The organism is Taibaiella sp. KBW10, assembly GCF_003852495.1.
Classification (GTDB): domain Bacteria; phylum Bacteroidota; class Bacteroidia; order Chitinophagales; family Chitinophagaceae; genus Edaphocola.
In genome coordinates, this window is the sequence record NZ_QAJI01000003.1 from 132849 (window position 1) to 148799 (window position 15951).

The 15951-nt window shown below is 41.3% G+C and carries 14 protein-coding genes; 9 read left to right on the top strand and 5 right to left on the bottom strand.

All coding sequences use genetic code 11. The features are described 5' to 3' along the window. The first annotated feature begins 40 nt into the window (after positions 1 to 40). Entirely contained in the window at positions 41 to 2170 is a 2130-nt protein-coding gene (gene rnr / locus DBR32_RS04855) for a ribonuclease R (RefSeq protein WP_124635178.1), read from the top strand. 89 nt (positions 2171 to 2259) lie between these two features. Here rnr and DBR32_RS04860 read toward each other — a convergent pair whose 3' ends face one another. From DBR32_RS04860 to DBR32_RS04870, 3 genes are all read right to left on the bottom strand, one after another. After that, a complete protein-coding gene (locus tag DBR32_RS04860) occupies positions 2260 to 2451 on the bottom strand; it encodes a hypothetical protein (protein ID WP_124635179.1) in 192 nt (63 codons plus the stop codon). Positions 2452 to 2555: 104 nt separating this feature from the next. Beyond that, positions 2556 to 4808 (bottom strand): reprolysin-like metallopeptidase, encoded by a 2253-nt coding sequence (locus tag DBR32_RS04865; protein ID WP_124635180.1) that lies wholly within the window; start codon positions 4806 to 4808, stop codon positions 2556 to 2558. 181 nt (positions 4809 to 4989) lie between these two features. Continuing rightward, positions 4990 to 5409, bottom strand: a complete 420-nt coding sequence (locus DBR32_RS04870) for a hypothetical protein (protein WP_124635181.1) — start codon at positions 5407 to 5409, stop codon at positions 4990 to 4992. A gap of 134 nt (positions 5410 to 5543) precedes the next feature. On the opposite strand from DBR32_RS04870, the gene pheT reads away from it, so the two are divergent. From pheT to groL, 6 genes are all read left to right on the top strand, one after another. Further along, complete coding sequence (gene pheT, locus DBR32_RS04875; RefSeq protein ID WP_233559665.1) at positions 5544 to 7988, top strand: phenylalanine--tRNA ligase subunit beta; 2445 nt, start codon at positions 5544 to 5546, stop codon at positions 7986 to 7988. 23 nt (positions 7989 to 8011) lie between these two features. Then, entirely contained in the window at positions 8012 to 8266 is a 255-nt protein-coding gene (locus DBR32_RS04880; protein WP_124635182.1) for a hypothetical protein, read from the top strand. 2 nt (positions 8267 to 8268) lie between these two features. After that, complete coding sequence (locus DBR32_RS04885) at positions 8269 to 8790, top strand: DUF6452 family protein (RefSeq protein ID WP_124635183.1); 522 nt, start codon at positions 8269 to 8271, stop codon at positions 8788 to 8790. Between the two features lie 21 nt (positions 8791 to 8811). Next, positions 8812 to 9558, top strand: coding sequence for a DUF6048 family protein (locus DBR32_RS04890; protein ID WP_124635184.1), 747 nt, complete (start codon positions 8812 to 8814; stop codon positions 9556 to 9558). A gap of 205 nt (positions 9559 to 9763) precedes the next feature. Then, on the top strand, positions 9764 to 10051 hold the full coding sequence (groES, locus tag DBR32_RS04895) for a co-chaperone GroES (RefSeq protein WP_124635185.1): 288 nt from the start codon (positions 9764 to 9766) through the stop codon (positions 10049 to 10051). 71 nt (positions 10052 to 10122) lie between these two features. Beyond that, complete coding sequence (gene groL / locus DBR32_RS04900; RefSeq protein ID WP_124635186.1) at positions 10123 to 11754, top strand: chaperonin GroEL; 1632 nt, start codon at positions 10123 to 10125, stop codon at positions 11752 to 11754. Positions 11755 to 11803: 49 nt separating this feature from the next. On the opposite strand, the gene DBR32_RS04905 is transcribed toward groL, so the two are convergent. Continuing rightward, the gene (locus DBR32_RS04905; RefSeq protein ID WP_124635187.1) at positions 11804 to 12631 is read right to left on the bottom strand and encodes a c-type cytochrome; all 828 of its coding nucleotides are present in this window, start codon (positions 12629 to 12631) and stop codon (positions 11804 to 11806) included. Between the two features lie 109 nt (positions 12632 to 12740). Between DBR32_RS04905 and DBR32_RS04910 the strand changes: the two genes are divergently transcribed. Next, positions 12741 to 13997 (top strand): nucleoside permease, encoded by a 1257-nt coding sequence (locus tag DBR32_RS04910; protein WP_124635188.1) that lies wholly within the window; start codon positions 12741 to 12743, stop codon positions 13995 to 13997. Between the two features lie 5 nt (positions 13998 to 14002). Further along, a complete protein-coding gene (locus DBR32_RS04915; RefSeq protein ID WP_124635189.1) occupies positions 14003 to 14650 on the top strand; it encodes an HD domain-containing protein in 648 nt (215 codons plus the stop codon). Positions 14651 to 14660: 10 nt separating this feature from the next. On the opposite strand, the gene DBR32_RS04920 is transcribed toward DBR32_RS04915, so the two are convergent. Beyond that, on the bottom strand, positions 14661 to 15881 hold the full coding sequence (locus DBR32_RS04920) for an anthranilate synthase component I family protein (RefSeq protein WP_124635190.1): 1221 nt from the start codon (positions 15879 to 15881) through the stop codon (positions 14661 to 14663). Positions 15882 to 15951 lie beyond the last annotated feature (70 nt).

A 15951-nucleotide genomic window follows, 5' to 3' on the forward strand; every position in this document is an offset into this window, starting at 1 on the left:
CAAAAAATAGAAACGAAGTAAAGATTAAAAAGAAGCAATTATGACTAAGAAGAAACAATCACAATATATACCTAAAACACAGAAAAAATCGGCCCTCTCCGGAAGATCCGCAACCGGCAAACTGGAAATAGTGAAATCAGGAATGGGATTCGTCATCGTAGAAGGATGGGATAAAGACATTTTGATTAAAAGCAATGATATGAAGACCGCTATTGACGGTGATATCGTCAAAGTACTGGTAGAAAGAGTAAGCAGCAGTGGCCGGCCAGAAGGAAAAGTGACCGAAGTGGTTAAAAGAATGCAGAACGAATTCACCGGTATATTGGAAGTATCCGAAAATTTCGGCTTCCTTATCCCGGACAAAAACAATATCAATTTTGACATCTTCATTCCCTCCAAATTTTTAAAAGGCGGAAAGACCGGAGACAAAGCGATTGCAAGGATCAGTGACTGGAATGGTGCCAATAAGAACCCCCAGGGCGAAGTCGTAGAGCTGCTTTCCGCAGAGCGCGACAATCAGGTAGCGATGAAGGAAATTTTGCTGAATGCGGGATTCCAATTGCGCTTCTCCGACGAAGCCATGAAAGAAAGTGATGCTTTACCTGAAACATTGCCCGAAGCCGAGATCGCCAAAAGGAAAGATTGCAGAGACATTCTGACCATTACCATCGATCCTGCTGATGCAAAGGACTTTGATGATGCCATCTCCTTCCGTACGTTAAAAAATGGTTTATATGAATTAGGCGTACACATTGCCGATGTAAGTCACTATGTACAGCCGGATACCGAACTGGACAAAGAGGCCTACGAAAGAGCTACCTCAGTGTATCTGCCCGATAGAGTATTACCTATGCTTCCGGAACACATCTCCAATGTACTCTGTTCTTTAAGACCTAATGAAGATAAATTTACCTTCTCCGCCATCTTCCAAATAAACGAAGAAGGAGAAGTGAAACAATACTGGATTGGCCGTACGGTAACACATTCCGACAGAAGGTTTAGCTATGAGGAAGCTCAGGAAATCATCGAAACCGGAGTTGGGGACTACGCGGAAGAGGTGCTAACCATGCACCGCATAGCCCAGAACCTGAGAAAAGAACGTTTTGAAAAAGGGGCGATCAATTTCTCTTCGCAAGAGATCAGGTTTAAACTTGATGAAGAAGGGGTACCTATCGGCATTATGGTCAAAGAAAGTAAAGATGCGAATAAACTGATAGAGGAATTCATGTTACTGGCCAACAGAACGGTAGCGGCTTATGTGGGTAAACGAAAAGTAAACAATGCTGAAATCCCATTCCCATACCGGATCCATGATCTTCCTAATGAGGATAAGCTGGCCAATTTTGCACAGTTTTCTGCACGTTTTGGCTATAAACTAAATTTAAATACACCCGATACCATTGCGAGTTCCTTCAACCAGATGTTGAAAGATGTAGCCGGCAAACCCGAACAACATATCCTGGAGCAATTGGGTATTCGCACCATGTCGAAGGCGGTATATGCTACCGAAAACATTGGCCACTATGGTTTAGGTTTTGAAGATTATTGCCACTTTACCTCTCCGATACGCCGATACCCGGATGTGATGGTACACCGTATTGTACAACAGGTGATCGACAATGAGGTGAAAATTGATAAGAAAATGGATGCTAAATGTACCCATTGTTCGGAAAGAGAAAGAAAAGCAATGGAAGCCGAAAGATTGGCGGACAAATACAAACAGGTAGAATTCATGAGCAAGCATATCGGAGAAACCTTCGAGGCCTTGATCAGTGGTGTCGCAACCATGGGCTTTTGGGCAGAAACGATTGCACATAAATGTGAGGGAATGATTTCTATAGCGGACCTTAGTTCTTTAGATGAATTCGTATTTGTTGAAGCGGATTATGCCTTAGTAGGCAGCCATACCGGAATGCGCTTTAGAATCGGCGATAAAGTACAAATACAAGTTGTGCGTGCAGACCTGGAGAAGAAGCAGATTGACTTTGATTTTGTACCGGAAGACCAGGTCGGAAATGCCATACCTGTAAAGAAAGCCGCTGCTGCCCTAAAGGAAACTGTAGTAAAAAAGAAAAATACCAGTTCGGAGAAGAAAGGAGCCAATCCGGCAAAGAAAAGTACCAGCTCGCCAAAGAAGAGTACCGGTACCTCGAGAAAGAAAGACAATTAAAATAAAAAATATAAAGGTAATGTAAAAGAAAGGAGCGCTACGAATCGTAGCGCTCCTTTTGTACTATCACATTATTTAGTCTGTGTGCCTTATGCTTTTGAGGAAGAAAATCCATCCAGTTTATCCCGGAGGTCCTGAGGTAATTTATCTTTCAATTTAGTCCCCGCATTCTTTACGGTTTCTTTCACCTTATCCTTATCCTCTTTTTTCATTCCCCATATCCAATAGGCTGCCGCTGCTAAACCTAATGCTAATAATCCACCACTTTTTTTGTTTGCCATAATAAATAGTTTTTAAGATGAATGAATCCTGTTTACCTAACGAATGTAGGACTAATATTTCAATTCTAAATTCTATTTATGTGAAAGATTAATTAAATAACAAGCTATTGTAAGGTGATTTTTTGTGTATAAGTACTTCCTTCTTTATTCACAAACCTGATATAGTAAATGCCTTTGCTCAAATGAGAGACAGAGATTGTTTTTTCCTTGTTTTGCGTTGTCAGCTCATCTGCCCAAACGGCTTGTCCCAGTATATTTACCATTTGTACGCCACCGGCAATAGCCTCTTTATTCAGGACAATATTTAATTTGTCTGATGCAGGATTAGGGAAAATACTGACTCCTTGTGCAAAATTAAGCTGTTTAATACCTGTTGTCGTGTCAATAACCGGAACCGGGCTTGCGACAGTACCAATCACAACATTTCTGCGAGACATAGAGAAGAAGATATTGTTACTCGCCTTCACTTTCACCCTTGCCGTTGTACTGGCAACATCCGGAATAGTAACGATTGCACTACCTGTATTCGGTACATCTTGTGCCAATATAATAGGGAAGGTATTACCTGTATCTAAAGATAAGTAAATATTGACCGCATTACAATTGATCGGCGCACCGCCTGTATGTGCCTGATCCCAATAAATAGTAGTCGCACTGTTTCTGATGATGCTGTCATTTACATTAGGGTAAATGATGCCAAAAGGTCTTGGTGTAGCCACAACCGTAATATGATTCGTTGCATCAGAAAGATTAATTGCTCCCCAGCCATCTTTAACTTCTCTGGCGGTAAATTTAAAATTATAATTTCTGGCAACATCAGAAAGGCGTTGGCCCTTTTGTGAGGTAAAACCACCTTTTAGCATAGCAAGATTTGGAAAACTCCGGAACGCTACCGTGTCTGGTATAAAATTCCTAAATGAAGGTCCTGCATTAAAGCCGGATGCCCCACTTTCATTTTCCTGATAATTACCCAAATTGTATTGTTCAATACTATAGGTAATCCTACTGTCCGTATTTCCTGCAGTAACCGTAGGGAAATCAAATTCAAAAGGTGTTTTCTTAGGAATATAATAATCAGGAATATTATCAATTGTAAAGCTAGGAGAAGCAATACCGGCTGTAGCAACACCACAGGTCGAAGCAGACCCTATAGACAAGCTTGTTCCTATCTCATTAAGACTGGCACTGTGAAAATAGGCATCACTATTATTTTGAAGATTGTTACTAGAACCGCAAATACCGGCATAAGCCATTATGGTAGATCCGCTACCCGGCTCATAAGCGGTTGATTGGTTTTCCGTTCCGGTACAGATATTAAAAGTATGGTTAGCGCCAAATTGGTGTCCCATTTCATGTGATACATAATCTACATCAAAAGGATCGCCAACAGGATTAGGCCTTCCGGTTACACCCCTTGCTTTTAAATTAGTGATACATACCCCTTCCAGAAGGGCAATACCGCCACCACCGGTACTAAAAATATGGCCAATATCATAGTTAGAATTACCTACTTTAGAGGTTGTGTTGGATTGATTTTGACCCAACAATAAATCTCCGTTATTATTTGCCGTAAAAGGATCGGTCGTAGGATTAGTATATACAAGCGTATCGTTATTTGCAATAAACTGCATCGTTACCGATAACTCTCTTTCATAAATACCGTTTACCCGGTTCATAGAAGTCGTCATCGCAGAAAATACTGCTGCTTTAGTAGGATTCGCACCCGCAACTGCTTCTGCATATTCCCCCGTACAACTTAAAGCCAAACGATAAGTCTTGCGTGTATTACCATTCGTTCTTTGAGCAGTCGTACCACCTTGACGAATGCGGTCTTCTTGTGCTCCTGCTACAAATGAAGATTGTTCATCCGTATTTTCACAAGGCATAATTGCGCCCACTCTTTTGGCATCTCCTTTATAAAAAGCCGCATATGCACCGGTATTTACGTCAGTAGGATTAATAAAAAAAGTACGGTCTCCGTCGTATACCATTACATGAAATCCGTAAGTATTATAATCAAGCTTGGCGCTTACCCCTTTTTGATTCAATACAATGGCATCAAAAGTGAGTACTTCCGGAAACTTGGCCTGCAGCGCTTCCGGAAGCAGACTATTCTTCCATACCAACAACTCCAGTCGTTCTCCGCCAGGAGTGGGAATAAGCATTTTTACAGCGGTTTCCTTTGAATTACCCGCCTCATGTAAGGTCTGTAATAAAGTCTGACTATTTACGGTAAATCCATAAGCAGGATAATCCAACTTATTGTCCGTAACAGATGGGCGCCAATATGATTCTTGTGCCCTTAATGCTGAGAAGAAGCCCCCCATTAAAATACCGGTTAAAAGTATTTTCTTCATGTTTTATTCTTATTTATTGTTTACTTTATATCAAATTTATATACGCACTTTGACGTCCTTTATCCATTGGATGTTTAAAACCGGCTACACAATATTTCCCTCAAGATAAACCTACGATTGCATCAGTCCCCATACACCAGGTGATTATTATAACACTCCTGTGTCTATCCATATCATTACGTCACGCATATCGTAATGCATTGTCGTGTTTTCTGTAAATTATTACTTGCTTAGGGTGCGTATGGGTAAGTTCAGCAGAAATGATGTCGGAATATTTAACCACAAAGGCAGGCGCCTCAGAGCATCCCGATAAGGGGATTTTAATCTGGGGGCATTCATTTTTGGCAAAAAAAACGGCAAAATGTTCTTTTTGTATTTTATTATAGGTGGGTTGGTTGGTAGCCTTAGGTAGTTTTCTATGCTTGCAAACTATTTTAGTAAGCAAATCTTGAACAGGGTTAGTCGGTTTTTCCATACATCCTTGACGTTCTAAAAAGGATATATCCGAATTATTGTTTTGTACGGTCAATCTGGAATAATAACTAGAAAGAACAAGCCCTACCCCCAGACAAACGAGCATCACAATTGCCCTCTGCTTCATTTCCCAAATATATATTTATATGATAAAGAATAAAAAAACATTAACAAATGAAAATCCTTTTTTAACACTATTGAATGCCCTTATCCTTACAGGACATGATTTGATTTTAATTATCTGCACGATAATTATTACCTTTGACACCTTATTATAACGAGCATATTTTTGAAAAGTATATGGAGATTTCTTACAATTGGTTAATGCAGTACCTGCCTGAGCCTGTAGCAATAGATGAGTTAAGCCAGATTTTAACCAGCATTGGTCTGGAAGTAGAAAGCATAGAAAAGGCCGAAGCAGTTAAAGGCAGTTTAGAAGGTTTGGTGATTGGTAAAGTGCTTACACGGGAAACCCACCCAAATGCGGATAAATTAAGCATTACAACAGTTGATGTAGGTAAGGGCATTATTTTACCGATTGTGTGCGGAGCGCCGAATGTAGCGGCCGGGCAACATGTAGTGGTGGCAACCGTGGGTTGCACGGTACACCCAACTGAAGGAGAAGCGTTCCAAATTAAAAAAGCAAAAATCCGTGGGGAAGCCAGCGAAGGTATGATCTGTGCAGAGGATGAAATTGGCCTGGGTACCGGACATGCTGGTATTATGGTTTTACCGGAAGATGCACCAATAGGCACGCTTGCTGCAACATATTTCAATATCGCTTCTGCAGACCAGACGATTTCTATAGGCTTAACCCCCAACAGAACCGATGCCATGAGTCATTTAGGGGTGGCACGCGATGTATGTGCTTACCTGACGCATCATAAAGGCAATCCTGTAGCGGTAGTCTATCCGGAAATCAATATTCCCGCAGCAAAGGCAACTTTACCTATCGATATTAGTATTGAAGATGCGGTAGCCTGCCCCCGTTATATGGGCATTACCCTGACCGGCGTAACCATTGCTCCTTCGCCGGAATGGTTACAATTAAAATTAAAAGCCATCGGTGTACGTCCGATCAATAATGTAGTAGACAGTACCAATTTCGTCCTACATGAATTAGGGCAACCCCTGCATGCCTTTGATTACGACACCCTGAGCGGGCACAAAATCGTAGTCAAAAAACTGGAGGCAGACACCCTGTTCAAAACACTGGACGATAAAGAAAGAAAATTACGCAGCGAAGACCTCATGATCTGCGATGCAGAAAAAGGATTATGTATTGCCGGTGTATTTGGCGGAGCCACTTCAGGCATTACCAACAATACCACCAACATCTTCCTGGAAAGTGCTTATTTCGACGCAAAAACCATTCGCCGTACCTCCATGCATCATGGATTAAGGACCGATGCGGCTACCCATTTTGAAAAAGGGGTGGATATGAATATGGTTCCGCTTGCCTTGAACCGTGCGGTACAGCTGATTCTTGAGCATGCCGGCGGACAGGTTGCTTCTGAGGTTAAAGATATTTACCCTACTCCTTTAGCGCCAAGAAAAATCACAGCAAGTTATAAATTCATCAGTACGCTTTGTGGTAAAGAATTTGCTCCGGAGATCACCGATAATATACTGAAGACTTTAGGATTCATTAAAACAGCACAGGACGGAGATACCTTTGAAGTGCTGGTACCAACCAATAAAGTTGATGTGACGCAAGCAGCCGATCTGGCAGAAGAGGTATTAAGGATCGACGGATTGGACAATGTTCCGATCGGGAACAGTATTTCCATGTCGCTTAATAAAAGACCGGAACCGCTATCCCGAAAATGGAAAGAGAAAATAGCCAACCATCTGTGTCATATCGGAATGAACGAGATCATTACCAATTCGATTACCAACAGTAAGTACTATCCGGAACACAGCCAGATGGTAAAGATGCTGAACAACCTGTCCAGCGAATTGGATGTGATGCGTCCGGAACTCATGGAAAGCGGTTTGGAAGTACTGGCCTATAATATAAACAGGAAACAACAAGATCTGATGTTGTTTGAATTAGGGAATGTATATGCACAGTCTGAAATAGGAAAATATACACAAACTGCAAAACTGGGTATTTGGATTACCGGTAACACTCATGCACAGCAATGGCAGGGTAAGGCGGTAAACAGTTCTATATATACGGCAAAAGGTATCGTAACGCAATTGCTCGCCATCAGCGGCATTGCGAAATACCAGGAAGCCACTACAGACAAAGGCATCGAATGGAAACGCGGCAAGATCGTTTTGGCCAAAGCCCTTACTGTAGATACCACGAGATTAAAAGAATTTGATATTAAGCAAGCCGTGTATTACATCGAGGCGGACATCCAAAATTGGGTTGATGCCGCAGAAACGGTAAAAATAAAATATAGTGAATTGCCGAAATTCCCTGCTATGAAACGCGACCTTGCGCTAGTAGTAGACAAAAAAGTAACTTACGACCAGGTAGCCAAAATAGCGCAATCACAGAAATGGGATGCCTATAAAGGATTTGAATTGTTCGATGTATTTGAAAGCGAAAAATTAGGCGCCGATAAAAAATCACTGGCCCTGAGTTTCACCTTCCAACTCAATGAAAGAACCCTGACCGATGAAGAGGTAGAAGAAATGATCCAGAAATTAATACAACAGTTTGAAAAAGAAATCGGGGCAAGTATCCGTTTATAACCTGTAATCTTTATTGACTTAATATGATGTTGTATCAACTTCAAGAAAAGCTACGCGCCTTGATCAGACAGTTTAATCAAGTGCAGCAAAATGAGACCCTGTTAAAGAAAAAAGTAAGTTCCCTCGAGGACACGATACAGCTACAGGAAGAAAAAATACAACAACTGGAAGAAGAACTGATGATTAAAAGACTAGGCGAAAATGATGACCAGCAAGCATTAAAAACATATATTGATAACATTATTAATGAAATAGACAATACTATAAAAAATCTTTAAACTTGTTGAAACCACTACTCTATCTACTTTTAGGCATTTGCCTGTTTGCATCCTGTAAGCCGGATACACAGAACTGCTATGTGCCAAAATCCGTGACGGCACAAATCGGGTTCGAATACATAGATACCGTAATTGGAAAAGACATTTTACAAAGAGACAGTATTTATATAAGAACGGGCGACACCACCCTGAACTACCCTTCTATGTTATCGGTCAATGAAGATTCGGTCATTAAATTCCTGGGCGGTTTTAAAGCAACCCAAATGGCCGTAATGTTTAATCCGGAAAAGCCTGTGATTACCTATCGGTTTCAACCAGACTCTACCGTAAATCAATATGATACCATACGCTTGTATTACAAGCCATCCTATCATTTTATTTCTAATGCCTGTGGTTATACCTATTATTATAAGCTCGATAGCGTACGCACTACAAAACACTTACTTGATTCTGCCTTCGTTAATGTAGCTGATGTAACCCAAAGTGCCCAGGACAAACACGTGAAGCTTTACTTTATAGACTAAACAAAGGACTAACCGATGAAAATGAAGCTTGCCTTGTTATTGCTGCCGATATGGTGTATTTTGAGTATAGAGACCTATGCGCAAAATACCACTTTAGATACGGTGATCACAACAGACACCAATAAGGCAAAAAACGTTTCCTCGCCGGTAGATACCACAAGCAGCGCTAAGAAAAAAAGAGCTCCGTTTGAAAGACAATTGCGTTTGAGCACTGATCTGTACCGTATGATTGCGAGTATCTCCTATCCTTCCCGGTATGGGTATGAATTTATGGCCGATTATACCTTCAGAGAAGACAAATACCTGGTGTTGGAGGCCGGTTATGGTGGCGGAAAAATAAATTACGAAAACCTTAAATACAAAACCAGCAACGGCTTTCTTAAATTGGGGATTGACATTTCCATGTTCGACAAAATAGATAACAAAGACTGGGATATCATCCTTGTAGGCTTTCGTTATGGCATCGGTGTCGGCCAACGTGGCCCGGCAACATTCATTGTCAACAATCCTTTCGGCATACCTAAAAGCGATCAGGTTGCAGCCCGTAACTTCATTGCACATTGGGGAGAAATTACCGCAGGCATGCGCTTTGAGGTGCTTCCCCGTTTTTTTGCCGGCTGGAATGTACGGGCAAAGTTCTTTATTAACTCCGGCACTTTTGACGGACAGGTGTCCCCAAACAACATCTCCGGATACGGAAAAGGCGATCAATCCACCTCCTTCGATTTTAACTTCTACCTGTCTTATGCCATAAGATGGAAAGCATAAATACATCTATTTGTATGTCAAAAAAGCATTTGTACTTGAGGGTATAAATGCTTTTTTGTCTTTTGCATCTCTTATATATTCGCGAGACTGACAAAATGATCACAAAAGACGGTTTGGCAGCATTTTTGAGACCCATGGTATACAGAAAATGAAATCCATTTTCAACCAAACTATAATTTAAAATCAATTTTAAATCCATAATCTAATGGCAAAGAAACAACAAGCGAGCATTACGCCACTGCACGACAGAGTAATCATTAAACCGGCTGAAGCAGAAACAAAAACTGCCGGTGGTATCATCATTCCTGATACGGCAAAAGAAAAACCACAACGTGGTACTGTAATTGCTGCCGGTCCTGGTAAAAAAGATGAGCCCGTAACCGTAAAAGCGGGTGATGAAGTTTTGTATGGTAAATATGCCGGTACAGAAATCAACATCGATGGTCAGGATTTGTTGATCATGCGCGAAAGCGATTTATTAGCGATCATTTAATCCCGTTTAAAAGCACCTCAAGGGCTTTTAAATATTTTAAAAATCTCAATTAAAATTTTCAATTCATAATAATGGCAAAACAAATTTTCTTCGATATCGAAGCAAGAAATAAAATGAAGAAAGGCGTTGACATATTGGCCGACGCAGTTAAAGTAACTTTAGGACCAAAAGGCCGTAACGTTGTTATCGAGAAAAAATTTGGTGCACCGGCAATCACTAAAGATGGTGTGTCTGTAGCAAAAGAGATCGAATTGGAAGATGCGGTCGAAAATATGGGTGCACAAATGGTGCGCGAAGTGGCTTCCAAAACAGCAGATATCGCTGGTGATGGTACCACTACTGCAACGGTTTTAGCTCAGGCGATCATTGCAGAAGGTTTGAAAAATGTAGCTGCCGGCGCCAATCCAATGGATCTGAAACGCGGTATCGATAAAGCAGTAGCAATCGTTGTAGACAATTTGAAAAAACAATCTCAAAAAGTAGGCAACGATAATAAAAAAATTGAACAAGTAGGTACTATTTCTGCAAATAATGACACTAAAATCGGTGCCCTGATTGCAGAAGCAATGGCTAAAGTGGGTAACGAAGGTGTGATCACAGTAGAAGAATCCAAAAACACTGATACTACAGTAGAAGTTGTAGAAGGGATGCAATTTGATCGCGGTTACCTGAACCCATACTTTGTAACTAATACAGAGAAAATGCAGGTAGAAATGGCTAACCCATACATCTTGATTTTCGATAAGAAAATCTCTATGATGAAGGATATTCTTTCTATTTTGGAAAAAGTAGTACAAAGCGGCCGTCCGTTGTTGATCATTGCAGAAGATGTAGAAGGAGAAGCTCTATCGACTTTAGTGGTAAATAAATTAAGAGGTTCTTTGAAAATCGCTGCGGTAAAAGCACCGGGTTTCGGAGACAGAAGAAAAGAAATGTTGCAGGATATCGCAGTATTAACCGGTGGTACGGTAATCAGCGAAGAGCAAGGTTATAAACTGGAAAATGCAGACATGAGCTATTTAGGTTCTGCAGAAACCATCACAATCGATAAAGATAACACTACCATCGTAGGCGGTAAAGGTAAAAAAGCCGATATCACTGCACGTGTTAGCCAAATCAAATCTCAATTAGCAGTAACTACTTCTGATTATGATAAAGAAAAAATGCAAGAGCGTCTGGCTAAATTGGCCGGTGGTGTTGCCGTTCTTTATGTAGGAGCAGCTACTGAGGTTGAAATGAAAGAGAAAAAAGACCGCGTTGACGATGCATTACATGCAACACGCGCAGCCGTAGAAGAAGGTATTGTTCCAGGTGGTGGTACCGCATTCATCCGTGCGATTGAAGCTTTAGACAAAGTAAAAGGCGACAATAATGATGAAACAACAGGGGTACAAATCGTACGTTATGCTTTAGAAGCACCGGTGCGCACCATCGTTTCCAACGCTGGCCTTGAAGCCTCTGTTATCGTTCAGGAAATCAAGAAAGGTAAAGGAGATTATGGTTTCAATGCCCGTACAGAGCAATATGAAAAATTATTGACTGCGGGTGTAATCGATCCGACAAAAGTAGCACGCGTAGCTTTAGAAAATGCAGCCTCTATTGCAGGTATGTTATTAACTACAGAATGTGTGATCGCAGACAAACCAGAACCAAAATCAGCTGCTCCGGCAATGCCAGGCGGTGGAATGGATATGGGTTATTAAGATCTCATCCATATATAATAAATAAAGCCTCCCATTCAGGAGGCTTTATTTATTTCAGGCTTTTCAAATAACCAATCAAACTATTCATTTCTTTTTTTGAAAAATACGGAAAGGCAGTCATCGATGTTTTATTCCACTTATGATAAAGGGCTATAGCCGCCTTATCGCCATTGGCAATCATCCGGGATGGATTAGCAATCCAGGATCTGATCCAAGCCTCTGAATGCCTTTGCATCACCCCTTTCAGTTTAGGTCCGGTGGCATCGTTATAAGGATGATGACAGGAAGCACAATTCGCCTGAAAGATCTGTACGCCGGTTCTGTTTTCCTTTGCCCAAATCATCCGGTCGTATGCCCCTTGATTATTGACAGTCTTTTGCATCAGGGCATCATCCTGATATGTTTCGGTGTACAATAAAGTATCTCCTGTCTGGTCATAATAGCGTACACGCTTATGCCTGAGTGCATCCGTTTCATAAACCGTTTCCTCCGTAAGCGCACCCTGCTCACTATAGGTTTTCCAAACCCCCACCGGCCGGCCGCCACGGTAATATCCACTTATATACAGTTTCCCATTAGCGTATTTCGCACGATAGTCTCCTTCTTCCAGGCCGTCCTTGTACAACAAGGCATTAACCGTATCTCCGTTTTCATAAAAATGAAGCGAGGGGCCGTTTTTGATATAATTAAAACTATCGGTATATTGTTCATAACGAATCCGTTTACCATCATAAAAGCTTTCGCTGACCACACAATTACATGCCACATCATAATACTGTTTGTCCAAAAAAGTATGCCTTTTTTGATCCTGTATAAAAGATAAATTAAGAATGACTACAGTAGCCAAACCAAGGCCCCATAAAAAAGCATTTTTCATGATTATAAAGATATGGAAATCAAATGTACATCTTAAATAAACGCCTCACATTTCAAATTTATCGTACATTAGCAAATTGTTATTTACATAAAATATTGGTGACGGTATAATGAGCATAAAACTTAAATTAACAGTACTTAATTTCTTGCAATTTTTCGTGTGGGGCGCCTGGCTTATTACTATTGCCAATTACTGGTTCGGCACCAAGAACTGGGACGGAACACAATTCGGGCTTATTTTTTCCAGTATGGGTATTGCCTCTTTATTTATGCCTACCCTAATGGGTATTGTGGCTGATAAATGGATCAATGCAGAACGCTTATACGGCATCTTACATGTCTTGTATGCAGCCGTTTTATTTTACCTGCCACAGGTTGATAACCCAAGTACCTTTTTTTGGGTTATCCTGCTGGCCATGTGTTTTTATATGCCCACTTTGGCACTGTCCAATTCGATTGCCTACACCCTGCTCAAGTCCAATAAATATGATGTAGTTAAAGATTTTCCACCCATCAGGGTATTCGGAACACTGGGCTTTATTGTCGCGATGTGGATCACCAATCTCACCGGAAACAAAGCCTCCGCAAACCAGTTTTATATTGCGGGAACAGCCGCTGCGCTCTTAGGCTTATATGCCTTTTCGCTTCCTTCATGCCCACCATTAAAAAGCATTAAGGAAAATCAGAAATGGACCGAAACCTTTGGACTCAATGCCTTTAAATTATTTGCGAATTATAAGATGGCACTATTTTTCATCTTCTCGATGTTTCTGGGCGCCGCCTTACAATTGACCAATGCCTATGGTGATTTGTTTCTGGACGATTTTAAAAAAATGCCGGAGTATGCGGGTTCTATTGTAGTAGAATATTCTACGATCATTATGTCGATCTCCCAGTTTTCAGAAACCCTGTTTATACTTGCCATACCCTTCTTCCTGAAGCGTTTCGGGATCAAACAGGTTATGCTGATCAGTATGGTCGCCTGGGTATTACGTTTTGCTTTATTTGCCTATGGCAATCCACATGAAGGCTTGTGGATGATTATTATGTCTTGTATCGTTTATGGTATGGCCTTCGACTTCTTTAATGTGTCCGGTTCTCTTTTTGTAGAAACCTCTACCGAAAGGCATGTACGCTCTTCTGCACAAGGATTGTTTATGATGATGACAAATGGTTTTGGTGCCGTATTTGGGAGTTTACTAAGCGGTTATATCATTCAACATTACTTTACCGATGCCAATGGCAATAAAATGTGGCATGAAATATGGCTCACCTTTGCCGCCTATTCGGCAGTAGTCGCCCTGCTTTTCGCCATTTTCTTCCGGCATAAACACAATCCCCAAACAGTAGCAGCGATTAAACATTAAAAACGATGACGCAAACCATTATAGAACGGACCGTAGATTTCGTAAAACAAACTTTACAAGGCGCAGAAGCCGGCCATGACTGGTTTCATATAGAAAGGGTGTGGAAGCTCAGTACATACCTCGCCCGGGAGACAGACTGCAACGAAGTTGTGGTTGCACTAGGCGCACTGCTGCATGATATCGCAGATGCAAAATTCCATAATGGCAATGAAGACATCGGCCCGGATATGGCCCTGCAGTTTTTAAACAAGGAAAAGGTAGATCCCTCCCTTATCGATCAGGTCATCTACATCATCCGGAATATCTCTTTTAAAAACAGGAACGAGGTAAGCGCGCATCCCATCGAATTACAAATTGTACAGGACGCAGATCGGCTGGATGCGATCGGTGCAATTGGCATTGCGCGTACCTTTAACTTTGGCGGATACAAGAATAACCCGATGTATGATCCGGACGTTCCTGCCAACCTGAACCTGAGTAAAGAAGCCTATAAGCGATCTAATGGTACAACGATCAACCATTTTTATGAGAAGCTCCTTTTGCTTAAAGACATGATGCATACCGAAAGTGCCCGTAAAATAGCCGAAGAACGGCACCGGTTTATGCTTACATTTTTAGAAGAATTTTATAAGGAATGGAATGTCGCTTTATAAGCGGCATTTTTTATAAAAACAGGTTTTCCAAAGCTTTTGATTTGAGTAATACCTCTTCCCATTCCTGCTCCGGTACACTATCAATCGTAATGGCGCCACCGGTATGATAAGACAACATTTTTTCCTGCTCATGATAGAGCAAGCTGCGGATCACCACATTAAAATCAAAATCACCATCGGGGCTGAAATACCCGACTGCACCGGAATACAGCTCCCGCTTAGACTGCTCCAACGATTCGATGATCTGCATCACAATATGCTTCGGTGCTCCGGTCATACTACCCATCGGAAAGGCCGCCAACAAAGCTTCTAAGGGTTTCGTCTTATCTTTTAATATCCCCTTTACCGTAGAAACCATGGTATGCAAACTAGGGAAGGTATAAACCCCAAATAATTCAGGAACAGTTATCGATCCCGCCCGGCAGCTTTTAGCCAGGTCATTACGCATGAGATCAGTGATCATCACGTTTTCTGCCCGCTCCTTTTGGTCCTCCAGTAGTTTTATCTTCTGCGCTTCATCTTCCGCTTCATCACTGCCCCTGCGTATCGTCCCTTTCATGGGTTGCGCGATAATGACCTCCGACTCTTTATACAAAAAACGTTCGGGGCTACTACTCATAAGCCAGTGTTGTGCTTGCCGGTACAAGCAGGCAAAGGGAGCCGGATTGTGCCGGTTTAAGGCATCAAATACTGACACCGGATCAATTGCCACTGCTGTGGCATAAGCGCCCACGCAGAGGTTTAATTCATAACAATTTCCCTCTCGGAGTTGGACTTTTACTTGTTCTACCAGACTTAGGTATTGTGCAGGACTGCAGTTGCGGGTAAATTTAATTTCAGGAAATGATTCAGAACCTATAATAGCCGCTTCCAACATCATCTGCTGCCAGATAAGCTCAGGCATAGTACCCTCACTTTCTATTACCAAACGGCTGGTACCATAAGGAATATAGGCAACTACTTTAGGGCGAAAAAACTGTACCGGTTCATTCTTAAAATAAGCAGGATGAGCACTCTGTAAGGAAGGGTAAAGCGTATTTTTAAGATCGTAATTAAAATGGCCGAAAAGCCAGCCCTGCCCCACTTGTTCGCTTAAAACAGAAAGTGTTGTGATCTTTAAATCCTCATAGGCATCAGCCGCAATTAAAAGTTCATAACGATTATAAAGATTGGTATAATTATTATTATCCAAATATGAAAAAATGCTGAATTGTTTAATCCAATTCAGCATTTTTATTTTAATATCTTTTATAGGAAAAGAGGAAATATCAATTGTTTGACAATATTTCAAAGCCACCGTA

Coding starts and splice junctions, on each gene's coding strand:
- rnr (WP_124635178.1), top strand. CDS start 41: ATGACTAAGAAGAAACAATCACAATATATACCTAAAACACAGAAAAAA.
- DBR32_RS04860 (WP_124635179.1), bottom strand. CDS start 2,451: ATGGCAAACAAAAAAAGTGGTGGATTATTAGCATTAGGTTTAGCAGCG.
- DBR32_RS04865 (WP_124635180.1), bottom strand. CDS start 4,808: ATGAAGAAAATACTTTTAACCGGTATTTTAATGGGGGGCTTCTTCTCA.
- DBR32_RS04870 (WP_124635181.1), bottom strand. CDS start 5,409: ATGAAGCAGAGGGCAATTGTGATGCTCGTTTGTCTGGGGGTAGGGCTT.
- DBR32_RS04880 (WP_124635182.1), top strand. CDS start 8,012: ATGATGTTGTATCAACTTCAAGAAAAGCTACGCGCCTTGATCAGACAG.
- DBR32_RS04890 (WP_124635184.1), top strand. CDS start 8,812: ATGAAGCTTGCCTTGTTATTGCTGCCGATATGGTGTATTTTGAGTATA.
- groES (WP_124635185.1), top strand. CDS start 9,764: ATGGCAAAGAAACAACAAGCGAGCATTACGCCACTGCACGACAGAGTA.
- groL (WP_124635186.1), top strand. CDS start 10,123: ATGGCAAAACAAATTTTCTTCGATATCGAAGCAAGAAATAAAATGAAG.
- DBR32_RS04905 (WP_124635187.1), bottom strand. CDS start 12,631: ATGAAAAATGCTTTTTTATGGGGCCTTGGTTTGGCTACTGTAGTCATT.
- DBR32_RS04910 (WP_124635188.1), top strand. CDS start 12,741: ATGAGCATAAAACTTAAATTAACAGTACTTAATTTCTTGCAATTTTTC.
- DBR32_RS04915 (WP_124635189.1), top strand. CDS start 14,003: ATGACGCAAACCATTATAGAACGGACCGTAGATTTCGTAAAACAAACT.
- DBR32_RS04920 (WP_124635190.1), bottom strand. CDS start 15,881: ATGCTGAATTGGATTAAACAATTCAGCATTTTTTCATATTTGGATAAT.